This window comes from Allobosea sp. P5_A5, assembly GCF_056400625.1.
Genome location: NZ_JBFUKY010000018.1, coordinates 1 through 19,800, shown reverse-complemented (window position 1 = coordinate 19,800; position 19,800 = coordinate 1). Strand labels below are relative to the sequence as shown.

Sequence of the window (19,800 nt, the reverse complement as noted above, 5' to 3'; positions counted from 1 at the left end):
CCATGGTCACAAAACCGGAAACCCTCGTCTCCATCAAGGACCTCGCCGTCTCCTTCGACGGCGTGCGCGCGCTGCACGGCATCGATTTGACGGTGGCGCCTGGCGAGGCGCTCGGGCTCGTCGGCGAATCTGGCTGCGGCAAGTCGGTGACCTGGCTCGCCGCGCTCGGCTTGTTGCCGAAGAAGGCCAAGGTGACAGGCAGCGTCCGGCTTGGCGGCCAGGAGTTACTGGGCGCCGCGCCTCCGATCCTCGATGATGTGCGCGGCGGACGCATCGCCATGATTTTTCAGGACCCGGCGAGCGCGCTCAACCCCGTGCTTAAGCTCGGCAAGCAGGTCGGCGAGGCGCTGGCGCTGCATCGGGGTCTATCGGGTTCGGCGATCAGGGCCGAAGCGAAGCGGCTCTTCGAACTCGTGGGCATTCCCGATGCCGCCCGCCGGCTCGACGCCTTCGCGCATGAACTCTCGGGCGGGCAAAACCAGCGCGTGATGATCGCGATGGCGCTTGCGGGCAATCCCGACCTGCTCGTCGCCGACGAGCCGACCACAGCGCTCGACGCCACGATCCAGGCGCAGATCCTCGAACTGCTGACGCGGATCCGGAAGGAGACCGGGATGGCGCTGGTGCTGATCAGTCACGATCTCGGCGTGATTTCGCAAACCTGCGAGCGCGTCTGCGTGATGTATGCGGGCCGCATCATCGAGACCGCGCCGGCCGAGCTGCTGTTCGAGCGACCTTTGCATCCGTACACGCAAGGGCTGATCGAGGCGCTGCCGCCGCTCGAAGGCGTGCGCCGCCGGCTTTCGCCGATCGACGGCAATGTGCCGGAGCCCTGGAATCTGCCGCCGGGCTGTTCCTTCGCGCCGCGCTGCCCGCGCGCCGTTTCTGCCTGCGACGAGGGTGCACCACCGCTGGCCGACAAGGCACTGCTGCGCCGCGCCGCCTGCATCCGCGTGACGCCGGCCGAACTTCCGGCCCAGCGCGAGCCTGTGTTCGCATGACCGGACCTGTGCCGCAGGAAACCCTGCTCGCGCTGCGCGATGTCAGCCGCAGCTATACCATGCGTCAGGGCCTGCTCGGGCGTGCGACGGCCGTGCATGCGGTCGACAGCGTGTCGCTCACCGTGGAGCGAGGGCGCACGCTCGGGGTCGTCGGCGAATCCGGTTCGGGCAAATCCACCACGGGACGGCTCGCTCTGGGGCTGGAATTACCGGATCGCGGCGACGTGCTGTTCAGGGGCTCGGCCATGCCGAAGGACGGCACGGCGGCGTGGCGGGCGATGCGCTCGCGCATGCAGATGATCTATCAGGACCCGCTCAGCGCGCTCGACCGGCGCCTGCCGATCCTCGATCAGGTCCGCGAGCCGCTCGACGTGCATGGGATCGGAGTGCCAAACGAGCGCAGCGAACAAGCCCTCGCATTGCTGAAGTCGGTCGGGCTGCGCGCCGATCAGGGCGGCCGCTATCCTCATGAACTTTCGGGCGGCCAGCGGCAGCGCGCCGTCATCGCCCGTGCACTCGCCACCGGGCCGGATCTGCTGGTCTGCGACGAGCCGGTCTCGGCACTCGATGTCTCGATCCAGGCGCAGGTCGTCAACCTACTGGTCGATCTCCAGGCGGAGCTGGGCCTGGGGCTGCTCTTCATCAGCCACGACCTCAAGGTCGTCAGGCAGGTCAGCCACCGCGTCGCGGTGATGTATCTCGGCCGCATCGTCGAGGAGGGCGAGGCCGACCTGCTGCTTCACGCCCCGGCCCATCCCTATACCGAGGCCCTGGTCTCCGCCTCGCCCGTGCCGGGCCGCCGGGCGCGACCGCGCATCGTGCTGCAGGGCGACCCGCCCAACCCGGCAGCGCGGCCTTCCGGCTGCGCCTTTCACCCGCGCTGCCATGCGGCACGCGAGCGCTGCAAGGTCGAGATGCCGGCACTGCTCCCGCTGCCGGATGGCCGGCTCGCCGCCTGTCATGTCGCGCACGACCAGGCGCATTTCCTGAAAGCCGCGAGCTGATGCTGCGCTTCCTCCTGATCCGGCTGGGCCGGGCGGCGCTGACGGTCGCGCTCGTCGTCACCTTCGCCTTCATCGTGCTGCGGCTCTCGGGCGACCCCGCGCTGATCATCATGAGCGTCGATGCCCCGCCGGAAGCGATCGCCGCCTTCCGCAAGGCGTGGGGGCTCGACGACCCAATCTGGCTGCAATATCTGCGCTACTTCTCCGCGATCGGTCAGGGCGAACTCGGCCAGTCGATGCGCGACGGCCGGCCGGCACTCCAACTCGTGCTGGAGCGAATTCCGGCAACGCTGGCTCTGACACTGCCGGCGCTGGCGCTGAAACTGGGCATAGGCATCCCCGCCGGCATCTACGCGGCGCTCCACCGCAACAGCCTGATGGACCGGGTCGTCATGGTGACGGCGGTCGCGGGCTTCACCGTGCCGAGTTTCGTCCTCGGGCTGGTGCTGGTGCTGGTGTTCTCGGTGCAGCTCGGCTGGCTGCCTTCGGGCGGCCAGGAGAGCTGGCGCCACGCGATCCTGCCCGTCGTGACGCTCGGCGTCGGCGGCGCGGCGATCCTTGCGCGTTTCACCCGCTCGGCGATGCTCGAGGTTCTGGGACAGCCCTATATCCGCGCCGCCAGTGCCAAAGGCGTGCCCTGGGCGCGTGTCGTGCGCGGTCACGCCTTGCCGAACGCGGCGGTCCCCACCGTGACCATCGTCGGCTTCATGGTCGGCAGTCTGATCGCCGGTGCCGTGGTGGTCGAGAGTGTCTTCTCATGGCCGGGCGTCGGACGACTGCTTGTCGTCGCAGTCGCGAATCGCGACCTCGCGGTTGTTCAGTGCATCCTGCTGCTGGTCGCGGTCACCATGGTCTCCTCGAACCTGATCGTCGACCTGCTTTACGGCGTGCTCGACCCGCGTCTGCGCAGCGGCGCCAAGGCCGGAGCGCATTGAGATGGCAGATGTGCCAGCCTCGTCCGTCGTCGTCGCTGGAAACCCGGCACAGCCCGCGTCACGGCCGGGCATCCCCGCTTTCGTCTGGATCGCGCTGGCATGGCTGGTGCTGATTCTGGTCGTCGCGCTCGCGGCCGACTGGATCCAGCCCTACCGCTTTACGTCCTACGACCTGCGCAACCGCCTGGCGCCGCCCTTCCACCCGCTGCACTGGCTCGGGACCGACGAACTCGGCCGCGACGTGCTCTCGCGTCTGATCGTCTCGGTCCGCATCTCGTTGCTCGTCGCCTTCGGCGCGACGCTGATCTCGTCGGTGCTGGGCACGACGGTGGGGTTTCTGGCGGCGCATTTCCGCGGTTGGGTCGAGCAGATCGTGCTGATGCTGGCGGATTTCCAAGCCGCGATGCCCTTCCTGATCCTGGCGCTGTCGGTGCTAGCGTTCTTCGGCAACGGGCTGACACTCTTCATCGGCCTGATGGGGCTCTATGGCTGGGAGCGCTATGCCCGCATCGCGCGCGGCCTCGCCATCTCGGCCAGCGCGCAAGGTTACGCCGGGGCCGTGCGCCAGATCGGCGCCTCGCCGGCGCGGGTCTATCTGCGCCACATCCTGCCCAACATCGCCTCGACGCTGATCGTCTCGATGACGCTGACCTTCCCGGAAGTGATCCTACTCGAAAGCGGGCTCTCGTTCCTGGGGCTGGGCGTTCAGCCGCCGATGACCTCGCTCGGCAACATGGTCGGCTATGGGCGCGAATACCTTACCCGCGCCCCCTGGATCATGCTGGCGCCGGCCTGCACCATCGTCCTGACCACGCTGGCCGTCAGCCTCGTCGGCGACTGGCTGCGCGACAAGCTCGACCCCACCTTGCGCTAACCTTTGCTTGCGCTAACCTGCGGAGATAGTCCCATGCTGCCCAACGGCGTCCTCGGCACCGGCATTTCTGCCCCTTATCCCAAGGGCGACCTCTCGGATTTCTCGGCGATCCTCGACCGGGTCGAAGCGCTCGGCGTCGAGACCATCGAACTGCCGACCTTCTCGGCCGACCTCATCATCGGCGCGCGCATCCACCGTCCGCATCTGGAGATGCTGAAGCGCGCCTGCGCCGGCCGTTCGGTGCGCTATTCGGTGCATGGGCCGCTCTCGATCAACTTCTTCGACGACCCCGCCCGCCTGCCGCGCCATTTCGAGGTGCTCAAAGCCTCGCTCGAAATCGCGGCGGAAGTCGGCGCGGTGAACTACGTCCTCCATTCCGGCCTGCACCCGGTCGCTGAGGCCCCGGTGCTGGAAGGTGCCTATGCCCGCCAGCGGGAATGGCTCGCCAAGGCCGGTGACGTCGCGGCCGATCTCGGTCCGCTGGTCTGCGTCGAGACTCTGTTCGGCGGCCATGAGGGCCTTGTGCACTGCTCCTCGCCGAAGCGGCTGGCACAGGAACTCGCGGCGATCGACCACAGCCATATCCGCGCCACGCTCGACTTCAGCCACTGCTTCCTGCGCGCCGGCTTCCAGGGCACGGAAGGATTCGGCACGGAGGAATTCGTTGCGGAGATCGCGGCGCTCGCCCCCTTCGCCAGCCACCTCCACATGCACGATTCCTTCGGCCGGGCCGATGCGATCTGGATGTATCACGAGAGCGAGAAGGTCGCGTTCGGCCATGGCGATCTGCACCTGCCGGTCGGCTGGGGCGCCATTCCGTGGGACGAACTGATGGCGGCCTGCATCTTCCCGGAAGGCGTGATGTTCAACATCGAGCTCAACCAGCGCTACTGGTACGCCGTCGACGAGTGCATCGCGACGACCAAGGCGCTCGCCGCCAAGGCGCGCACGCAGACCCTGAAGGCCGCGGCATGACCACCCCGCAAGCCGCCGCCGATCGCGTCGTCATCTGCGTCTTCGACGGCTTGCGGCCCGATTTCGTGACGCCCGAGCGCATGCCGAACCTCGCCCGCTTCGCCGGACAGGGCACCTGGTTCCGCGAGGCGCGCAGCGTCTTTCCGTCGATGACGCGCGTCGCGACCACCTCGGTCGCCACGGGCGCGCATCCGCGCGTCCACGGCATCGTCGGCAATGCCTTCTACTTTCCCAAAGCGACGCAGGCGCACGCGCTCGATCTCAGTCGCTGGGACGATATCTCATTGGCGATCGAAGCCACCGGCGGGCGCTTCGTCACGGCCGAACCGATGGGCGATGTGCTGGCCCGCGCCGGCAAGCGCATGGCGGTGGTCCATACCGGCTCGGCAGGGTCCGCCTACCTGATCAATCCGAACGTCCGCGAGAACGGACATTGGACGTTCTCTCTCCTCGGCCGCGAGCACACCCGCACGCCGGGGGCCGTCGACGAGGTGATCGCGCGTTTTGGCCCGCTGCCGCCGCGCCGCCTGCCACGCTTCGAGGAGACGGACTATGCCGAGCGCGTCTTCCGCGAACATGTGCTGGAGCGGCTTAAGCCGGATGTCGCGCTGATCTGGTTCAACGAGCCCGATACCTCGTTCCACTACCGCTTCCTCGGCACGCCCGAGACGCTGAACGTGATCCGCACGGTCGACGACGCCTTCGGCCGCATTCTCACCTGGATCGACACGCAGCCGGACGCAGAGCGCTATACCGTGATTGCCGCTTCCGATCATGGCCAGATCACCATGAACGACGCGCTGCCGCTGTCCGAACTCCTGCGGCAAGCGGGCCATCACGGCCGACGCGCCGCCGAACGCACCCTCGAAGGCGCCAGCTTCGCCATGACAGGCGGCGACATGGGTGAAATCCGCATCCTGGAGGGCGGCACGGCCCGTCGCGACGCCATCGCGCATTGGCTGATGGAGCAGGACTTCACCGGCATGCTGTTCACACCCGGCGGAAACGGCATCGAAGGCGAGCTGCCCGGCACGTTCTCTCTCTCACTCGTCGACCTCGACCATGAGCGGGCGCCGGAACTCGTCTTCACGCTTCGCTCGAACGACGACCCCGATCCGTTTGGAAATTCAGGCCTCGGCCTGATGACGAAGAGTGATGTGCCGATCGGCGGCGGCATGCATGGCGGCCTGAACAGGTACGAGCTGAACACCACCCTGATCATGCGCGGCGCCGGTCTGACAACCGGGCTGCTCGACGCGCGTCCCACGGGGATCATCGATATCGCGCCGACCGTTCTCGCGGCGCTTGGCCTCGCACCGGCTGCAACGATGACGGGTCGCTCGCTGCTCGGCGCTGCACCGGAACCGGAGGCCGCAAGGATCTGCGAGGCGGGCCGGGGAAGCTTCAGCCAGAGGCTCGAGCTCGCGGAACGCGACGGCTCCCGCATCCTGCTTCAGGGCAGGCGCGTCGACTGAGGCGAGGGCAGACCTTGAACGTTTGATTGGACGGATCTTCGAGCCCGCCGTGCAGAGGGCGTCCGACCGGATGACGGGTTCGCGCGGCATGAACGCTTTTCGCCTGCATTCGCGCTGATGGCGGTGGCGCTGCGGGCGTCCTGCGCGCTAAGCCATGATCCTGACGATTCGGAGCTTCGCCATGGCCGCCTCCGCCTGTTCCGCCGGGCTCGACACCGGTTTCGCCGCGCTCGATTATGGCCAGATGGTTGTCCTCGGCATCGTCCAGGGCATCACCGAGTTGCTGCCGATCTCCTCGACCGCGCATATGAGGATCGTCCCGGCGCTGCTCGGCTGGCCTGATCCCGGCTCCGCCTTTTCGGCATTGATGCAATTGGCTGCGCTGGCCGCCGTGATCAGCTATTTCCGCCGCGACGTGGCGGAGATCACGCTCGGCGCGCTTGAGGTCGTGAAGACGCGACGCGTGGCGAGCAGCCGTGCACGGATCGCGGTGGGCATCGTGCTCGGAACGATCCCGATCGTCATCGCCGGCGTATTGCTGGCCCCGCTGCTCAATCGCTGTGGCTCTCCCCTTCGGGCGCTCTGGGTTATCGGCGCGGCCTCGCTGGTGATGGCGCTGCTGCTGGCGGCGACGGAATGGCTCGCCAAACATCGGCTGCGGGTCGAACAGGCGGGCGCCCTGGACTTCGTGCTCGTCGGCCTTGCGCAGGTCGGCGCGCTCATCCCCGGTGTATCCCGCTCCGGCTCGACGCTGACCGCAGCGCTCGGTCTCGGCTTCAAGCGGGCGGAAGCCGCCCGCCTCTCCTTCCTGCTCGGCTTGCCTGCAATCGCGCTCGCCGGGCTGAAGGAAATCTATGAAATCGCCAAGGTGGGAATCGGCGCCCATGCCGTCTCCTTGCTCGCGGTTGGATTGATCGCCGGCTCGATCGCTTCCTTCGCGGCGATCTGGGGACTGATGCGCTACCTGGAGAAGATGTCGAGCTGGGCCTTCGTGATCTATCGGGCGGCGATGGGTCTGTTCCTCCTGGCAGCCGTGGCGGGCGGCTGGCTTGCCTGAGAGCGGCGGCAACCGCATGCTGATCTGCGCCGCTCCCAAAACTCTCCTGCTCAGCTTTGCATGGGCCGCTCTCATGCTGCCGGCCACCGCGCGCGCCGAGGATTGGCGATACTGCTATGTCGGTGCCGACGAGCGCCACATCTTCCAGATGTCGCGCGCTTTTCGGGCGGAGGCTTCGCTTCACACCATCGAGGAGCAATTCGTCGGTTGGCTGCGGCAGCAGGGCCTGCCCGACGAGGCCTATGGCTGCCCGCGCAGCGGCTCGCGCATCGGCATCGAAACCGTGATGCGGGACGCCGCCGACTACAACACCCATGCCGGGAGAACCCCGAGCGATCTCGACTGGCCGGCACTGGCACACTGACTGCGACGGGCGTCGTGCCGTAACCGTGAAATCACGGTCGCCTCGCCGTGAACTGGCTTGGAAAGGCGGATGCGACGTTCAGACGGCGCTAGGTCTCGCTGCTGTCGTCGCTCGGCACCAGCCCCCTCACATTGCGGCGGAGCACGGTCTCGAAAGCCGCGAGCGCCGGGGAAGTCGAGCGGCCGCTTGGGCGGATCATGACGATCTCACGGGTGATCGAGGGCTGGCTCAGAGGCATCGCGATCACCCCTGCCGGCGCGATCGCGCGGGCATAGGTCGGGAGCACGGCAATGCCCAGCCCGGCCGCGACCAGGGCCAGCGCCGTCGTGATCTGGGAGACTTCGTAGGCCGGCTTGAGTGCGATCTCGGCCGTCTCGTAACCGACCTCGACCAGCAGCCTGATACCGCTGTCGCGGGTGAGCGTGACCAGCGGCTCGTCCGCGAGATCACCCCAGATCGCGCCGCGCTGGCCGGCGAACCGGCTGACTTTGGCGCAGAACAGCATCAGGCTGTCGCGCGCCAGCGGCGAGCGCTCGATGTTGTCTTCCAGCGCGGAAAACGTGCCCACACCGCAATCCGCCTTCCCGAACCGCACGGCGTCGACCACCAGATCGTTGCGGGCATCGATGATCGCCACCTGCAAGCCAGGATGCTTCGCGTTGAGCGCAGCAATCGTCGGCGGAATGATCACGGCGGCAAGCAAAGGTGGCAGGGCCACGACGATACGGCCGCGCCGGCGTTCTGCCAGGCCATTGGCGTTCTGAACCGCGGTATCCAGGTCCTGCACGATCTTCAGCGCCGCGCCGTGAAACTCCCGTCCGCCCTCGGTCAGCTCCACACGCCGCGTTGTCCGGTCGAGCACGCGGATGCCGAGTTCCCGCTCCAGATCCCGCACGAGCTGTGACAAGGCGGGCTGCGCCATGTGCAGGCGCTCTGCCGCTTTAGTGAAGGTGCCCTGCTCGGTCACCGCGAGGAAAGCTTGGACTTGACGCAGAGTGATCGCCATCGCGCAGCCGATTTATAAGGACAGGTTCCCAATTCATAGGAATGTAACGAGTTGCCGTATACCCCGCCGATCGTGCCATCATCTCTTATCGCCACAGTCTGCGTGGCGGGTCCGGCAGCGGAACGTGACGGCGTCGAAGATCGGCCATGTCCGACGGCGTCCTCGGTGCTCTGCCCGTGACCGAGCTCGGGGTCGTTGGGATGAAATACGCCAAAAAGGACGCAAAGGCTTACGCCCGCGCCCATATGAAGGGCATCTGGGCCGCGGCGCTGACCCCTTTCACCGATACGCTCGCCATCGACGAGGACGGTTTCACAGCAAACATCCGGCACTGGCTCGACGATCTCAAGATCGACGGGCTGTTCATCGCCGGCAAGCAGGGCGAATTCTTCTCGATGTCGATCGAGGAGCGCAAACGCAGCTTCGAGTTGGCCGTCGAGGCCTCGGCCGGGCGCGGCCAGACCATCATGTCCTGCTCCGATCAGAACATGGATGTGGTCATCGACCTTGCCCGCCATGCTCAGCGGGTCGGCGCCGATTATATCGTCGTCCATGCGCCGATGCTGCATTTCTTCAAGGCGCAGGACGAGACGGTCTTCGCGTACTACAGGACCATCGCGGAGAAGGTCGATATCGGGATCGCGCTCTGGAGCCACCCCGATTCCGGCTATCTGATGAGCCCCCAGCTCTGCAATCGGCTCGCCGATATCGAGAATGTGGTCGCCATCAAATACAGCGTGCCCCGCCCGATGTATGCCGAGCTGACGCGTCTTGCCGGTGACCGCATCCTCGTCAGCACCGCCTCAGAGGAAGAGTGGCTGGACAATATCGTCGAGCTCGGCTGGCAGCTCTACCTTTGCTCATCGCCGCCCTACCTGATCCAGACCGCGAACGATTTGCGCATGCGCGAATACACCGACCTCGCGTTTTGCAGTGAAGCCGAGAAGGCGCGCGCCATCCGCGACAGCCTGAACCCGGTGCGGGAGGCTTTGCGTGGCACGCGTCCCAGTGAAAAGCCGCACGCGCACCAGAAATACTGGCAGGAGTTGCTCGGCCAGGTCGGTGGCCGGGTGCGCGCGCCGATGCTGGAACTGACCGAAAGCGAAAAGGCGGCAACGCGTGCCGCCTTCGAAAGCTGCGGCTTGAAGCGCGATCCGGCGCCGTTAGCAAAGGCCGGCTGAGCGCGATCATCACGGGAAGAGGTGCATCACATGGCGACCGAAGGACGGCTCAAGGCCTTCAACTTCAAGGCGTGGATCGCGGAGCATGAGCATCTGCTCAAACCGCCCGTCGGCAACAAGAAGGTGTTCGACGACGGCAAGATGACCGTGATGGTCGTCGGCGGCCCCAACCAGCGCGCCGATTATCACGACGATCCCGTAGAAGAGTTTTTCTATCAGCTCAAGGGCGACATGATGCTGAAGCTCGTTGATGACGGCAAGCATTACGATGTCACGATCCGAGAGGGAGACGTCTTCCTGCTGCCGCCCCATGTGCGGCATTCCCCGCAGCGCCCGCAGGAGGGTTCGATCGGCCTCGTCGTCGAACCTGCCCGCCACCCCGACCAGGTCGACGGGTTCGAATGGTATTGCTTTGAGTGCCAGGGCCTCGTCCACCGCATCGAGCTGCAGGTGAAGGACCTCGTCAAGGACCTGCCGCCGCTCTACGAAGCCTTCTTCGCCGATGAGAAGGCCCGCACCTGCAAGCATTGCGGCGCGCTGCATCCCGGCCGCAAGCCCCCGGCCGGCTGGGTCGCACTCTGAGCGCCGACGAGGGCGTCGCTTTCGCGGCGCCTTCGTGCCACTTGCGCGCCGATCCGAGATTGCTTTAAGCTTAAAATAATTCAACCAATCCGACGCTCAACGATCGGAAGAGGGGAACCATGCAGCACCGTAAATCACTAGGCCTGGGACTGATCTTGGCGGCTTCCGTCGCCTTGCCGGCGCTGGCGCAGCAGCCGGTCAAGATCGGCATGATCACCACGCTTTCGGGCCCAGGCGGTTACCTCGGCCAGGACATCCGCGACGCCTTCAAGCTCGCAATGGATATGGAGGGCGGAAAGCTCGGCGGCGTGCCCGTCGAGCTCGTGGTCGAGGATGACGCGCTGAAGCCCGGTCAGGGCAAGCAGATCGCCGAGAAGATGCTGAAGACGGACGGCATCAAGATCATGACCGGCATCGTGTTCTCCAACGTCGCAGGCGCGACCGTGCCCGATATCGTCGACTCCGGCGCGCTCTACGTCAGCCCCAATGCGGCACCGTCCAATTTCGCCGGCAAGGAATGCAACGCCAACTACTTCGTCGTGTCCTGGCAGAACGACAGCCTGCATGAGAGCGCCGGCCAGTACGCCACCAATCTCGGCTACAAGAAGGCCTTCATCCTGGCGCCCAACTACCAGGCTGGAAAGGACGCGCTGACCGGTTTCAAGCGCATGTTCAAGGGCGAGATCGCCGGCGAGGTCTACACCCGCCTCGACCAGACCGACTTCGCGCCTGAGATGGCGCAGATCCGCTCGGCCAACCCCGACGTCGTTTTCCAGTTCCACCCGGGCGGCCTGGGCATCGCCTTCCTGCGCCAGTATCAGCAGGCCGGCCTGCTCGGAAAGGTGCCGATGGTGCTGGCCGAGCCCTCGCTCGATGCCACCACGCTGAAGGCGGTCGGCGAGTCCGCCCTCGGCTTGAGCGTGACCGCCCACTGGAACACCGATTTCGACAACGCGGCCAACAAGAAATTCGTCGAGGCCTGGACCAAGGCCTACAATCGCGTGCCGACCTACTATGCGAGCCAGGGTTACGACACGGCACTCGCCATCGCCTCCGCCTTGAAGGCGACCGGCGGCAAGACCGATGTTCCGGCTCTGCGAACCGCACTCGCCAAGGCGGATTTCCAGTCCGTCCGTGGCGCCTTCAAGTTCGGCACGAACCAGCACCCGGTGCAGGATTGGTACGCGCTGACCGTCGAGAAGGGGGCCGATGGAACCCCGATCCTGAAGACGACCGGAAAGGTGCTGAGCAATCACACCGACGTCTACGCGAAGGACTGCAAGCTCTGAGCCGGTAAACCCGGGCCATAGTCCGCGCACGCTGACGTCACCGTCATGGTCGGGCTTGTCCCGACCATCCACGCCTGCTGTCACCCGGAGTTCCGGAGTGACGGCAGCGTTTGGATCCGACCTAGAGAAATCCGGCCTCAGCCACGATGACGCTTATCCTCGAACAACTGCTCAACGGCCTGCAGTTCGGCGTGATGCTGTTCCTGCTCGCGGCCGGGCTGACTCTCATCTTCGGCATAATGGGCGTCATCAACCTGGCCCATGGCTCGCTTTACATGGTCGGCGCCTATGCTGCGGCATTTGCCGCCGCGCAGACCGGCTCGTTCCTGATCGCGGTGCTCGCCGGCCTCGCGGCAGCGGCGCTGATCGGCATGGTGATGGAACTCGTCGTGCTGCGCCGGCTCTATGCGCGCGACCATCTCGATCAGGTGCTGGCGACCTTCGCCCTGATCCTGATCTTCAACCAGAGCGTGACCATCCTGTTCGGGCGACAGCCGCTGTTCGTCTCGGTGCCTCCGGCCTTGAACGGCTCGGTCCAGCTCCTGCCCGGCCTGATTTATCCCGTCTATCGCCTTGCGATCATTGCGGTCGGCCTGCTTGTCGCGCTTGGTCTCTATCTCCTGATCAACCGCACGCGCATCGGCATGCTGATCCGCGCCGGCGCCACCCATCGCGAGATGGTCCGGGCGCTCGGCGTGGATATCCGCCTGCTCTACACCGCCGTCTTCGGGCTCGGCGCACTGCTGGCGGGCCTCGCGGGGCTGATGGCCGGCCCGATCCTCGCTGTGCAGGTCGGCATGGGCGAGCAGATCCTGATCATGACCTTCGTCGTGGTCGTAATTGGCGGCGTCGGCTCGGTTCGCGGCGCCTTTTTCGGCGCGCTGATCGTTGGCCTTGTCGACACCTCGCTCCGGGCCTTTGCGCCGGGACTGCTGCGGCAGGTCATGAGCGCGTCCGACGCGGATGCGCTCGGCGCGGGCCTCGCCTCGATGGGGATTTATCTGCTGATGGCGATCGTGCTGCTGGTGCGGCCCAAGGGACTGTTTCCCGCCCATGTCTGACGAAGCTGCCACCCCGATCGGTTCGGTAACGCCGCATCCGGGCCGGGCGCTGGCCCTGGCGGCGCTGGCCGTGGCGCTGATCGCCCTGCCCTTCCTTATGCAGGCCATCGGGCAGCCCGCGCTGATCCCTTTGGCGACGCGCGTCCTGATTTATGCCATCGCGGCGGGCTCGCTCAATCTGGCGCTCGGCTTCGGCGGAATGGTCTCCTTCGGCCATGCCGCCTTCTTCGGCGTCGGGGGCTATGTCGTCGGCATCCTCTATCGAACGATGGTCGACGACGGCCTCTTTCTGGGCCTCGTCCCGGGGACCGACCAGCTCCTGGTGACGCTGCCGGCCGCCATTCTCGTCGCCGGCCTTGTCGCCCTGCTGATCGGGGCCTTGTGCCTGCGCACGAGCGGCGTGCAATTCATCATGATCACGCTCGCCTTCGCGCAGATGCTGTTCTTCCTCTTCGTCTCGCTGAAGGCTTATGGCGGCGATGACGGCATGACGATCCGGCGCCGCAATGCGCTCTTCGAACTCAACACGCGCGACGACACGACGTTCTATTTCATCTGCCTCGTCCTGACCGCTTTGGTCTTCCTGGTGCTATGGCGCATCGTCGGCTCCCGGTTCGGCATGGTGCTGACCGGCATCCGCCAGAACGAGCGACGCATGGCCGCGATTGGCATCGCGCCCTATCGCTACAAGCTCGCCGCCTTCGCCATGTCAGGCATGGGCGCCGGGCTCGCCGGCGCGCTGATGGCGAACTATCTGCGCTTCGTCAGCCCCGACATGCTGCACTGGACGAAATCCGGCGAGCTGATGATCATGGTCATCCTCGGCGGCGTCGGCACGCTGCTGGGCCCGCTGCTCGGCGCCGCAGCCCTGGTGATCCTCGAGACCGTGCTGACCGGCTGGACCGAACACTGGCAGCTCGTGCTCGGGCCGATCCTGCTTCTCGTGGTGTTGTTCACGCAGGGCGGATTGAACGGCCTCGTCTCTCGTCTTGGCCTCGGTCTCGGCAAGGGCGGGCCATGAGCGGCGAAGTGCTCCTCTCCGTGCGTGGTTTGCGCAAGCGCTTTGGCGGCCTTGTCGCCACCGATGGCGTCGATCTGGACATCCGCAAAGGCGAAATCCATGCGCTGATCGGACCCAACGGAGCCGGAAAGACCACGCTGATCACCCAGCTTTTCGGCGAGTTGAGCCATGACGAAGGCGCGATCCTGCTCGAAGGCGAGGAGATTGGCATGCTCCCGACGGCGAAGCGCGTCCGGCGCGGCCTTGCGCGCACCTTCCAGATCAATCAGCTGCTGCCCGATCTCACGATGCTCGACAATGTCGCGCTCGCCGTACAGGCGCATGAGGGTCACAGCTTCCGGTTCTGGCGCCCTGCGCGGCAAGACGAGCCGCTGCGAGCGCGCGCCCGGCAGTATCTCGCACAGGCCGGGATCGCCCATCGCGCCGAAACCAAGGTCGCCGACCTCTCCCATGGCGAGCAAAAACAGCTCGAATTCGCGATCGCGCTTGCCTGCGAGCCGCGCCTTCTCCTGCTGGACGAGCCGATGGCCGGCCTCGGTCACGCCGAGAGCGAGCAGATGGTGACGATGCTGTCGGCGCTGAAGGGCCGCGTGACGATGCTGCTGGTCGAGCACGACATGGACGCGGTCTTCGCGCTCGCAGACCGGATTTCCGTCCTGGTCTATGGCCGCGTCATTGCGACCGGCACGGCCGCGCAGATCCGCGACAATCCCGAGGTGCGCAGCGCCTATCTCGGCGAGGGAGACGCGTGATGCTGAGCGTCCGCAAGCTCCAATCCGCCTATGGCGCAAGCCAGGTCCTGTTCGATGTCGAACTCGATATCGCCGAGGGCGAGGTCGTGACCCTGCTCGGGCGCAACGGCATGGGCAAGACCACGACCGTCCGCTCCATCATGGGACTGCTCGCGCCCAGGGACGGCTCCATTCGCTTCGAAAGCCGCGATGTCCGCGGTATCGCACCCGAGAAAATCGCACGCTGCGGCATCGGCCTGGTGCCGGAAGGCCGCCACGTCTTCCCCACCCTGAACGTTCGCGAAAATCTGGTGGCCACCGCCTCGAACCGCCTGAAGCGCTCCTCGCCATGGACCCTAGAGCGGGTCTACGCGCTCTTTCCTCGTCTGCAAGAGCGCGCTGGCCAGTCGGCCCGGACCCTCTCTGGTGGCGAACAGCAGATGCTAGCAGTCGGCCGCGCGCTGATGACCAATCCCAAGCTGCTCATCCTCGACGAGGCCACGGAAGGCCTCGCACCGGTCATCCGAGCCGAGATCTGGAGCTGTATCGAGACCTTGAAGGCGCAGGGCCAGTCGATCCTGCTGATCGACAAGAACATCAACGTGCTGAAGCGCATCGCGGATCGGCATTACATCATCGAGAAGGGCCGCACGGTCTGGTCTGGCTCCAGCTCGGATCTCGCGGCCAATGCGGAACTGGTCCATCGCTATGTCGGCGTCTGAACAGCCACTCTCCGAGATCGTCGCAAGCAGCGCCGATCCCGATCCGATCGAAGCCATCCGCGATGTCCTGACCGAAATCCTGAACGGGCTGATCGCGGCCGGTTGCGGCCCCCATCACCTGCGCGAGATGATCTGGGAAGCGGACAAGCCCGAAGCCTTTCATCTGTCGCGCCACGCGGTCGAGCTGGCCTATCGCGAGGTTTTCGCCGGCTTCCGGCCGTCGATAACCCTCCGACCGAAGGCAGAGCCGGGCCTGACCATCCGCGCCCGTCACATCGGCCCGCAGCCGCTGCCCGACATCATGGTCGACGGTTACGCGCTGCGGGAACTCGGGCGGCAATACAGCCCGAGGCTGCAAGCCGACATGAAGGCGCTGTTTCGTCGCTGGAGCCGGGAAGGCGAGGCGTTCCGCGCGGCTCACAACGGCGTCGATCTGGCTTATGGCGCCGGCCGCTTCGAGACGCTCGACCTGTACCGGCCGCAGGGCGCAAAAGCCGCTCCCATCTTTGTCTTCATCCATGGCGGCTATTGGCAGGCCTCCGACAAGGTCCAGCACAGCCAGTTTGCGCAAGGCCTGCTCCAGGCCGGCTATGCCGTGGCCACGCCGAATCACGGGCTGGCGCCCGACACGGCGCTGGAGACCTGCATCGCACAAAGCGTGGCAGCCCTGAACTTCCTGGTGCACGAGGCCAGGGCGCTTGGCCTCGATCCCACCCGGCTGCATATCTGCGGCCATTCCGCCGGCGGTCACCTCGCCGCGATGGTGCTCAGCGCGCGGGATGCCCCGCCCATAGCGTCGGCCTTGCTGCTGTCGGGGCTGTTCGATCTCAAACCACTCGGCCATCTTCCGCTCGGGCGCCTGCTGGGTCTGGACGATGTCGAGCGGTCGATCCGGCTGAGCCCGATCGCCCAACCGCGTCCGCAAAACACACGGGTCGCTTTCGCGGTTGGCGACGGTGAAAGCGATGCCTTCAAGGCGCAATCGGCAGCGCTGGCCGAGGCATGGCAGATGCCGGCACCGCTGGTCTGCCCCGGGCACCATTTCAGCATGCTCGAAGGTCTGAACGGAGGCGCCCTGCTCGAATTCGCCTTGCAGACGGCGGAAGGCCGCTGAGCATGCCTCGTCGGAAGCCCTTGCGCATCGCCTTGATCGGCTGGGGCGCCATCAATCGTCGCGTGGCCGAACTGCTGAGCGAGCGGCAAGGCGACATCACCGTTGTGGCGGTGGCCGTACGCACTCTCGCCGCCCCCCATGACGGACCGGTCGGCGCAAGATGGATCACAGCGCCCGACGATCTCGGCGGGTTCGAACTCGACCTTGTGGTCGAAGCTGCTGGGCGCGACGCCGTCGGGATCTGGGGTCCGTCGGCGCTCGAACATGCCAAGGCCTTCGCGGTCGCCTCGACCAGCGCCTTTTGCGACGACGCGATGCTGAACCGGCTTGTCGCCGTTGCGGACGATCACGGCAGCCAGATTCTGATCCCGCCCGGCGCGCTGGCCGGGATCGACGGCATTGCCGCCGCCTCTCTCCTGCCGCTGGAGGAGGTCGTCCACCGCATCGTCAAGCCACCGGCCGCGTGGCGTGGCACCCCGGCAGAGGCTCTGGTCGACCTCGACGGCCTGGGCGAAGCGACAGCCTTTTTCCGGGGGACGGCAAGGGAGGCAGCAGCGCGCTTCCCGCAGAACGCCAATGTCGCGGTAATCTCGGCGCTGGCCGGCATCGGGCTCGACCGGACACGAGTCGAGCTTGTCGCCGACCCCGCCGCCACCGGCAACGGCCACCAACTCAGCGCGCGGGGCGCTTTCGGCAAACTCGAGATCGCCATCGAGAACCGGCCATTGGCCGCGAACCCGAAATCGTCCGAAATGACGGCGCTCGGCCTGGTACGGCTGATCGAAAATCGCGCACGGACCTTGGTGTGCTGACGATCCCGCATTCATAACCTAACCGGTCTGAATTTATCGGATTTAGCCGACTGGATCGCACAATGCGGCGCCCTCTATCGTTGGCGAGAACGGCGGATTGATCTCGCAAACCCGCTGAAAGAGCAGCCAGCCGAGGGCTTCATGACCGCTTATCCCGATCTCAAGCTTTATATCGGCGGTGCGTGGCGCAAGACCGCGGAGGAATTGCCGGTCCTTAATCCGGCCGATGAGACTGTGATCGGCGCCGTGCCCGTTGCGTCCCATGCCGATCTGGACGATGCGCTGGCCGCGGCTGCCGAGGGCTTCAAGGTCTGGAGCCGCGTCTCGCCTCGGCAGCGCGGCGAGATCATGCTCAAGGCGGCCGCGCTGATGCGCGCTCGCGCCGAGGAGATCGGCTACGCGATCACGCTGGAACACGGCAAACCCTTCGACCAGGCCTGCCTCGAAGTCGTGCGCGGCTGCGAATTCTTCGAATGGGATGCGGCCGAGGGCCAGCGGACCTATGGCCGGGTCGTGCCGAGCGAGCCGGGCATCCGCTATGTCGTGCTCCGCCAGCCTGTCGGCACGGTTGCGGCTTTCTCGCCCTGGAACTTCCCGATGAGCCAACCCGCCCGCAAGATCGCGGGTGCCTTGGCTGCCGGCTGCTCGATCATCATCAAGGCGGCGGAGGAGACGCCGGCAGGCGCGTTTCACATCGCGCGGGCGTTGCACGATGCCGGCCTGCCGCCGGGCGTGCTGAACCTCGTCTTCGGCGTGCCGGCGGCGATCTCAAGCTATCTGATCCCCAAGGCACAGACCCGCCTCGTCGCCTTCACAGGGTCGACGGCGGTGGGCAAACATCTGTCCGAGCTGGCGGCGCGCCACATGACACCGGTGCTGATGGAGCTGGGCGGCCATGCGCCCGTGATCGTCTGCGACGATGTCGATCCGGTACTGGCCGCCGAGCTGTCGGCCGCACGGAAGATGCGCAACGCCGGCCAGGTCTGCACCTCGCCGACACGTTTCTTCGTTCAGGAAGCCATCTTCGAGCAGTTCACACGCAGTTTCGTCGAAAAGGCTCGCAGCATCGTGGTCGGCAACGGTCTGGATGCCGGCACGCAGATGGGGCCGGTCGCCAATCACCGCCGCATCGAGGCGCTGGAAGCCTTGGCCAGCGATGCGCGCGCGCGCGGCGGGCGCGTGCTGACGGGCGGCGAGCGCGTCGGCAATCGCGGCTATTTCTTTCCGCCGACAGTGCTGGCGGAATTGCCGGACGATGCGCGGGCGCTTCGCGAGGAGCCGTTCGGCCCGATGGCGATCATCAACCCGGTGCGTTCCGTGGAGGAAGCGCTGGACAAGGCCAACGCCCTGCCCTTCGGGCTCGCGGCCTATAGCTTCACCCACTCCGCCGCGCGCGCCGACCTGATCGCGCAAGGGATCGAAGCCGGCAACGTTTCCATCAACACGCTGGAGGCCTCGGTCGCCGAGGTGCCCTTCGGCGGGGTGAAGGACAGCGGTTACGGCCGCGAAGGCGGCGCGGAAGGCCTCGACCATTACATGGCGGTCAAGACGGTCTCGCACCGCATAAGCTTCTAGCTGGCATAAGCTTCTAGCTGGCATGAGCCTCTAGCCGGCGTGAGCCTCCAGCCGGCGAGGGTCTCGTCAGACCCCTTCCCGGCTCCGGCTATAACGACCCTGCACGATCATATGGGCAACAGCGGTCAGCAGGATCGTCGCCGTCATGAGGATGAAGGAGATCGCGCCGCCGAAGGGCCAGTTGTTCTGCTGGGCGAATTGCCCGTAGACCAGCGGCCCCATCATCTGGAACTTCGGCCCGCCGAGCAGGACCGGCGTGGCATAGGCGTTCATCGCCAGGATGAAGGTCAGGATGGTCCCGGCCAGAATACCCGGCAGTGCCAGAGGCCAGAGCACCCGGCGAAACATCGCGCCCGGCCCGGCGCCGAGGCTGAACGCGGCCTCCTCGACATTGCGCGGGATGCCTTCGATCACGCTCTGCAGTGAAAGCACCATGAATGGCAGGTTGACTGCGACGATGCCGATCAGCACCGCCGTCTCGGTGAACATGATCTCGAGGGGATGGTCAATCAGCCCCATCCCCATCAGCGAGGCGTTGAGAGCGCCACGGCTGCCGAAAGCGGTCATCCAGCCGGCCGCCCGCACGGCGTTGCCGACGAAAAGCGGCAGCACCACTGCGATGACCAGCAGGTTCTTGAACCGACTTTGCGTCCGGGCCAGCACATAGGCCAGGGGAAAGCCCATCACCAGGCAGGCGATCGTGCAGATTACGGCGACCCTGACCGTGCGCGTGAGCACGTTGAGATAGTAAGGGTCGGTGAAGAACTTGACGTAGGGCTCGGACCCATAAAGAGGTTGGCACCGCTGGCTCTGTATGATTCACGGCTTCCCGGAGGAGGCCCGGATGAATCGGGATCGTTTCTGGCTCACGGATGCGCAATTCGCGCGGATCGCACCGCATTTGCCGACGGACACGCGTGGCAAACCGCGTGTTGATGACCGCCGGGTGATCAGCGGGATCGTCCATGTCCTCAAGTCAGGCGGGCGCTGGATCGATGCGCCGCCCGATTACGGGCCGCGC

General features: G+C 66.1%; 21 protein-coding genes. 19 read left to right on the top strand and 2 right to left on the bottom strand.

Annotation, left to right across the window (positions count from 1 at the left end; translation table 11 throughout):
- Window positions 1–2 precede the first annotated feature (2 nt).
- The 8 genes from AC1DR6_RS22170 (at window position 3) to AC1DR6_RS22135 (ending at window position 7,685) form a co-directional block, all read left to right on the top strand.
- The gene (locus AC1DR6_RS22170) at window positions 3–1,001 is read left to right on the top strand and encodes an ABC transporter ATP-binding protein (RefSeq protein WP_476831440.1); all 999 of its coding nucleotides are present in this window, start codon (window positions 3–5) and stop codon (window positions 999–1,001) included.
- A complete protein-coding gene (locus tag AC1DR6_RS22165; protein WP_476831439.1) occupies window positions 998–2,005 on the top strand; it encodes an ABC transporter ATP-binding protein in 1,008 nt (335 codons plus the stop codon). The genes AC1DR6_RS22170 and AC1DR6_RS22165 overlap by 4 nt, the downstream gene beginning before the upstream one ends.
- Window positions 2,005–2,940, top strand: a complete 936-nt coding sequence (locus AC1DR6_RS22160; RefSeq protein WP_476831438.1) for an ABC transporter permease — start codon at window positions 2,005–2,007, stop codon at window positions 2,938–2,940. The genes AC1DR6_RS22165 and AC1DR6_RS22160 overlap by 1 nt, the downstream gene beginning before the upstream one ends.
- A gap of 1 nt (window position 2,941) precedes the next feature.
- On the top strand, window positions 2,942–3,814 hold the full coding sequence (locus AC1DR6_RS22155; protein ID WP_476831437.1) for an ABC transporter permease: 873 nt from the start codon (window positions 2,942–2,944) through the stop codon (window positions 3,812–3,814).
- A 33-nt stretch (window positions 3,815–3,847) separates the two neighbouring features.
- Window positions 3,848–4,789: a sugar phosphate isomerase/epimerase family protein gene (locus tag AC1DR6_RS22150; RefSeq protein ID WP_476831436.1), complete on the top strand. Its 942-nt coding sequence runs from the start codon at window positions 3,848–3,850 to the stop codon at window positions 4,787–4,789.
- Window positions 4,786–6,264, top strand: a complete 1,479-nt coding sequence (locus tag AC1DR6_RS22145) for an alkaline phosphatase family protein (RefSeq protein WP_476831435.1) — start codon at window positions 4,786–4,788, stop codon at window positions 6,262–6,264. The genes AC1DR6_RS22150 and AC1DR6_RS22145 overlap by 4 nt, the downstream gene beginning before the upstream one ends.
- A 181-nt stretch (window positions 6,265–6,445) precedes the next feature.
- On the top strand, window positions 6,446–7,321 hold the full coding sequence (locus AC1DR6_RS22140; protein ID WP_476831434.1) for an undecaprenyl-diphosphate phosphatase: 876 nt from the start codon (window positions 6,446–6,448) through the stop codon (window positions 7,319–7,321).
- Window positions 7,314–7,685: a hypothetical protein gene (locus AC1DR6_RS22135; RefSeq protein ID WP_476831433.1), complete on the top strand. Its 372-nt coding sequence runs from the start codon at window positions 7,314–7,316 to the stop codon at window positions 7,683–7,685. The genes AC1DR6_RS22140 and AC1DR6_RS22135 overlap by 8 nt, the downstream gene beginning before the upstream one ends.
- A gap of 88 nt (window positions 7,686–7,773) precedes the next feature.
- Here AC1DR6_RS22135 and AC1DR6_RS22130 read toward each other — a convergent pair whose 3' ends face one another.
- Window positions 7,774–8,691, bottom strand: coding sequence for a LysR family transcriptional regulator (locus AC1DR6_RS22130; RefSeq protein ID WP_476831432.1), 918 nt, complete (start codon window positions 8,689–8,691; stop codon window positions 7,774–7,776).
- Between the two features lie 200 nt (window positions 8,692–8,891).
- Between AC1DR6_RS22130 and AC1DR6_RS22125 the strand changes: the two genes are divergently transcribed.
- The 10 genes from AC1DR6_RS22125 (at window position 8,892) to AC1DR6_RS22080 (ending at window position 18,779) form a co-directional block, all read left to right on the top strand.
- Window positions 8,892–9,872, top strand: coding sequence for a dihydrodipicolinate synthase family protein (locus AC1DR6_RS22125; RefSeq protein WP_476831463.1), 981 nt, complete (start codon window positions 8,892–8,894; stop codon window positions 9,870–9,872).
- Window positions 9,873–9,902: 30 nt separating this feature from the next.
- Entirely contained in the window at window positions 9,903–10,454 is a 552-nt protein-coding gene (locus tag AC1DR6_RS22120) for a 3-hydroxyanthranilate 3,4-dioxygenase (protein ID WP_476831431.1), read from the top strand.
- A 119-nt stretch (window positions 10,455–10,573) separates the two neighbouring features.
- Window positions 10,574–11,743 carry an ABC transporter substrate-binding protein gene (locus tag AC1DR6_RS22115; RefSeq protein WP_476831430.1) on the top strand — a complete coding sequence of 390 codons (1,170 nt, stop codon included), beginning with the start codon at window positions 10,574–10,576 and terminating at the stop codon, window positions 11,741–11,743.
- 146 nt (window positions 11,744–11,889) lie between these two features.
- Window positions 11,890–12,804, top strand: coding sequence for a branched-chain amino acid ABC transporter permease (locus AC1DR6_RS22110; RefSeq protein WP_476831429.1), 915 nt, complete (start codon window positions 11,890–11,892; stop codon window positions 12,802–12,804).
- Window positions 12,797–13,825, top strand: coding sequence for a branched-chain amino acid ABC transporter permease (locus AC1DR6_RS22105; protein WP_476831428.1), 1,029 nt, complete (start codon window positions 12,797–12,799; stop codon window positions 13,823–13,825). Before AC1DR6_RS22110 ends, AC1DR6_RS22105 begins: the two co-directional genes overlap by 8 nt.
- Complete coding sequence (locus AC1DR6_RS22100) at window positions 13,822–14,577, top strand: ABC transporter ATP-binding protein (protein ID WP_476831427.1); 756 nt, start codon at window positions 13,822–13,824, stop codon at window positions 14,575–14,577. The genes AC1DR6_RS22105 and AC1DR6_RS22100 overlap by 4 nt, the downstream gene beginning before the upstream one ends.
- Window positions 14,577–15,278, top strand: a complete 702-nt coding sequence (locus AC1DR6_RS22095; RefSeq protein ID WP_476831426.1) for an ABC transporter ATP-binding protein — start codon at window positions 14,577–14,579, stop codon at window positions 15,276–15,278. The genes AC1DR6_RS22100 and AC1DR6_RS22095 overlap by 1 nt, the downstream gene beginning before the upstream one ends.
- Window positions 15,265–16,392 carry an alpha/beta hydrolase gene (locus AC1DR6_RS22090; RefSeq protein ID WP_476831425.1) on the top strand — a complete coding sequence of 376 codons (1,128 nt, stop codon included), beginning with the start codon at window positions 15,265–15,267 and terminating at the stop codon, window positions 16,390–16,392. The genes AC1DR6_RS22095 and AC1DR6_RS22090 overlap by 14 nt, the downstream gene beginning before the upstream one ends.
- 2 nt (window positions 16,393–16,394) lie before the next feature.
- Window positions 16,395–17,204: an aspartate dehydrogenase gene (locus tag AC1DR6_RS22085; RefSeq protein ID WP_476831424.1), complete on the top strand. Its 810-nt coding sequence runs from the start codon at window positions 16,395–16,397 to the stop codon at window positions 17,202–17,204.
- A gap of 141 nt (window positions 17,205–17,345) precedes the next feature.
- A complete protein-coding gene (locus AC1DR6_RS22080) occupies window positions 17,346–18,779 on the top strand; it encodes an NAD-dependent succinate-semialdehyde dehydrogenase (RefSeq protein WP_476831423.1) in 1,434 nt (477 codons plus the stop codon).
- Window positions 18,780–18,845: 66 nt separating this feature from the next.
- Here AC1DR6_RS22080 and AC1DR6_RS22075 read toward each other — a convergent pair whose 3' ends face one another.
- Complete coding sequence (locus tag AC1DR6_RS22075; RefSeq protein ID WP_476831422.1) at window positions 18,846–19,517, bottom strand: ABC transporter permease; 672 nt, start codon at window positions 19,515–19,517, stop codon at window positions 18,846–18,848.
- A 106-nt stretch (window positions 19,518–19,623) separates the two neighbouring features.
- Between AC1DR6_RS22075 and AC1DR6_RS22070 the strand changes: the two genes are divergently transcribed.
- On the top strand, window positions 19,624–19,800 hold a 177-nt coding region (locus tag AC1DR6_RS22070), incomplete at its 3' end, for a transposase (protein WP_476831038.1).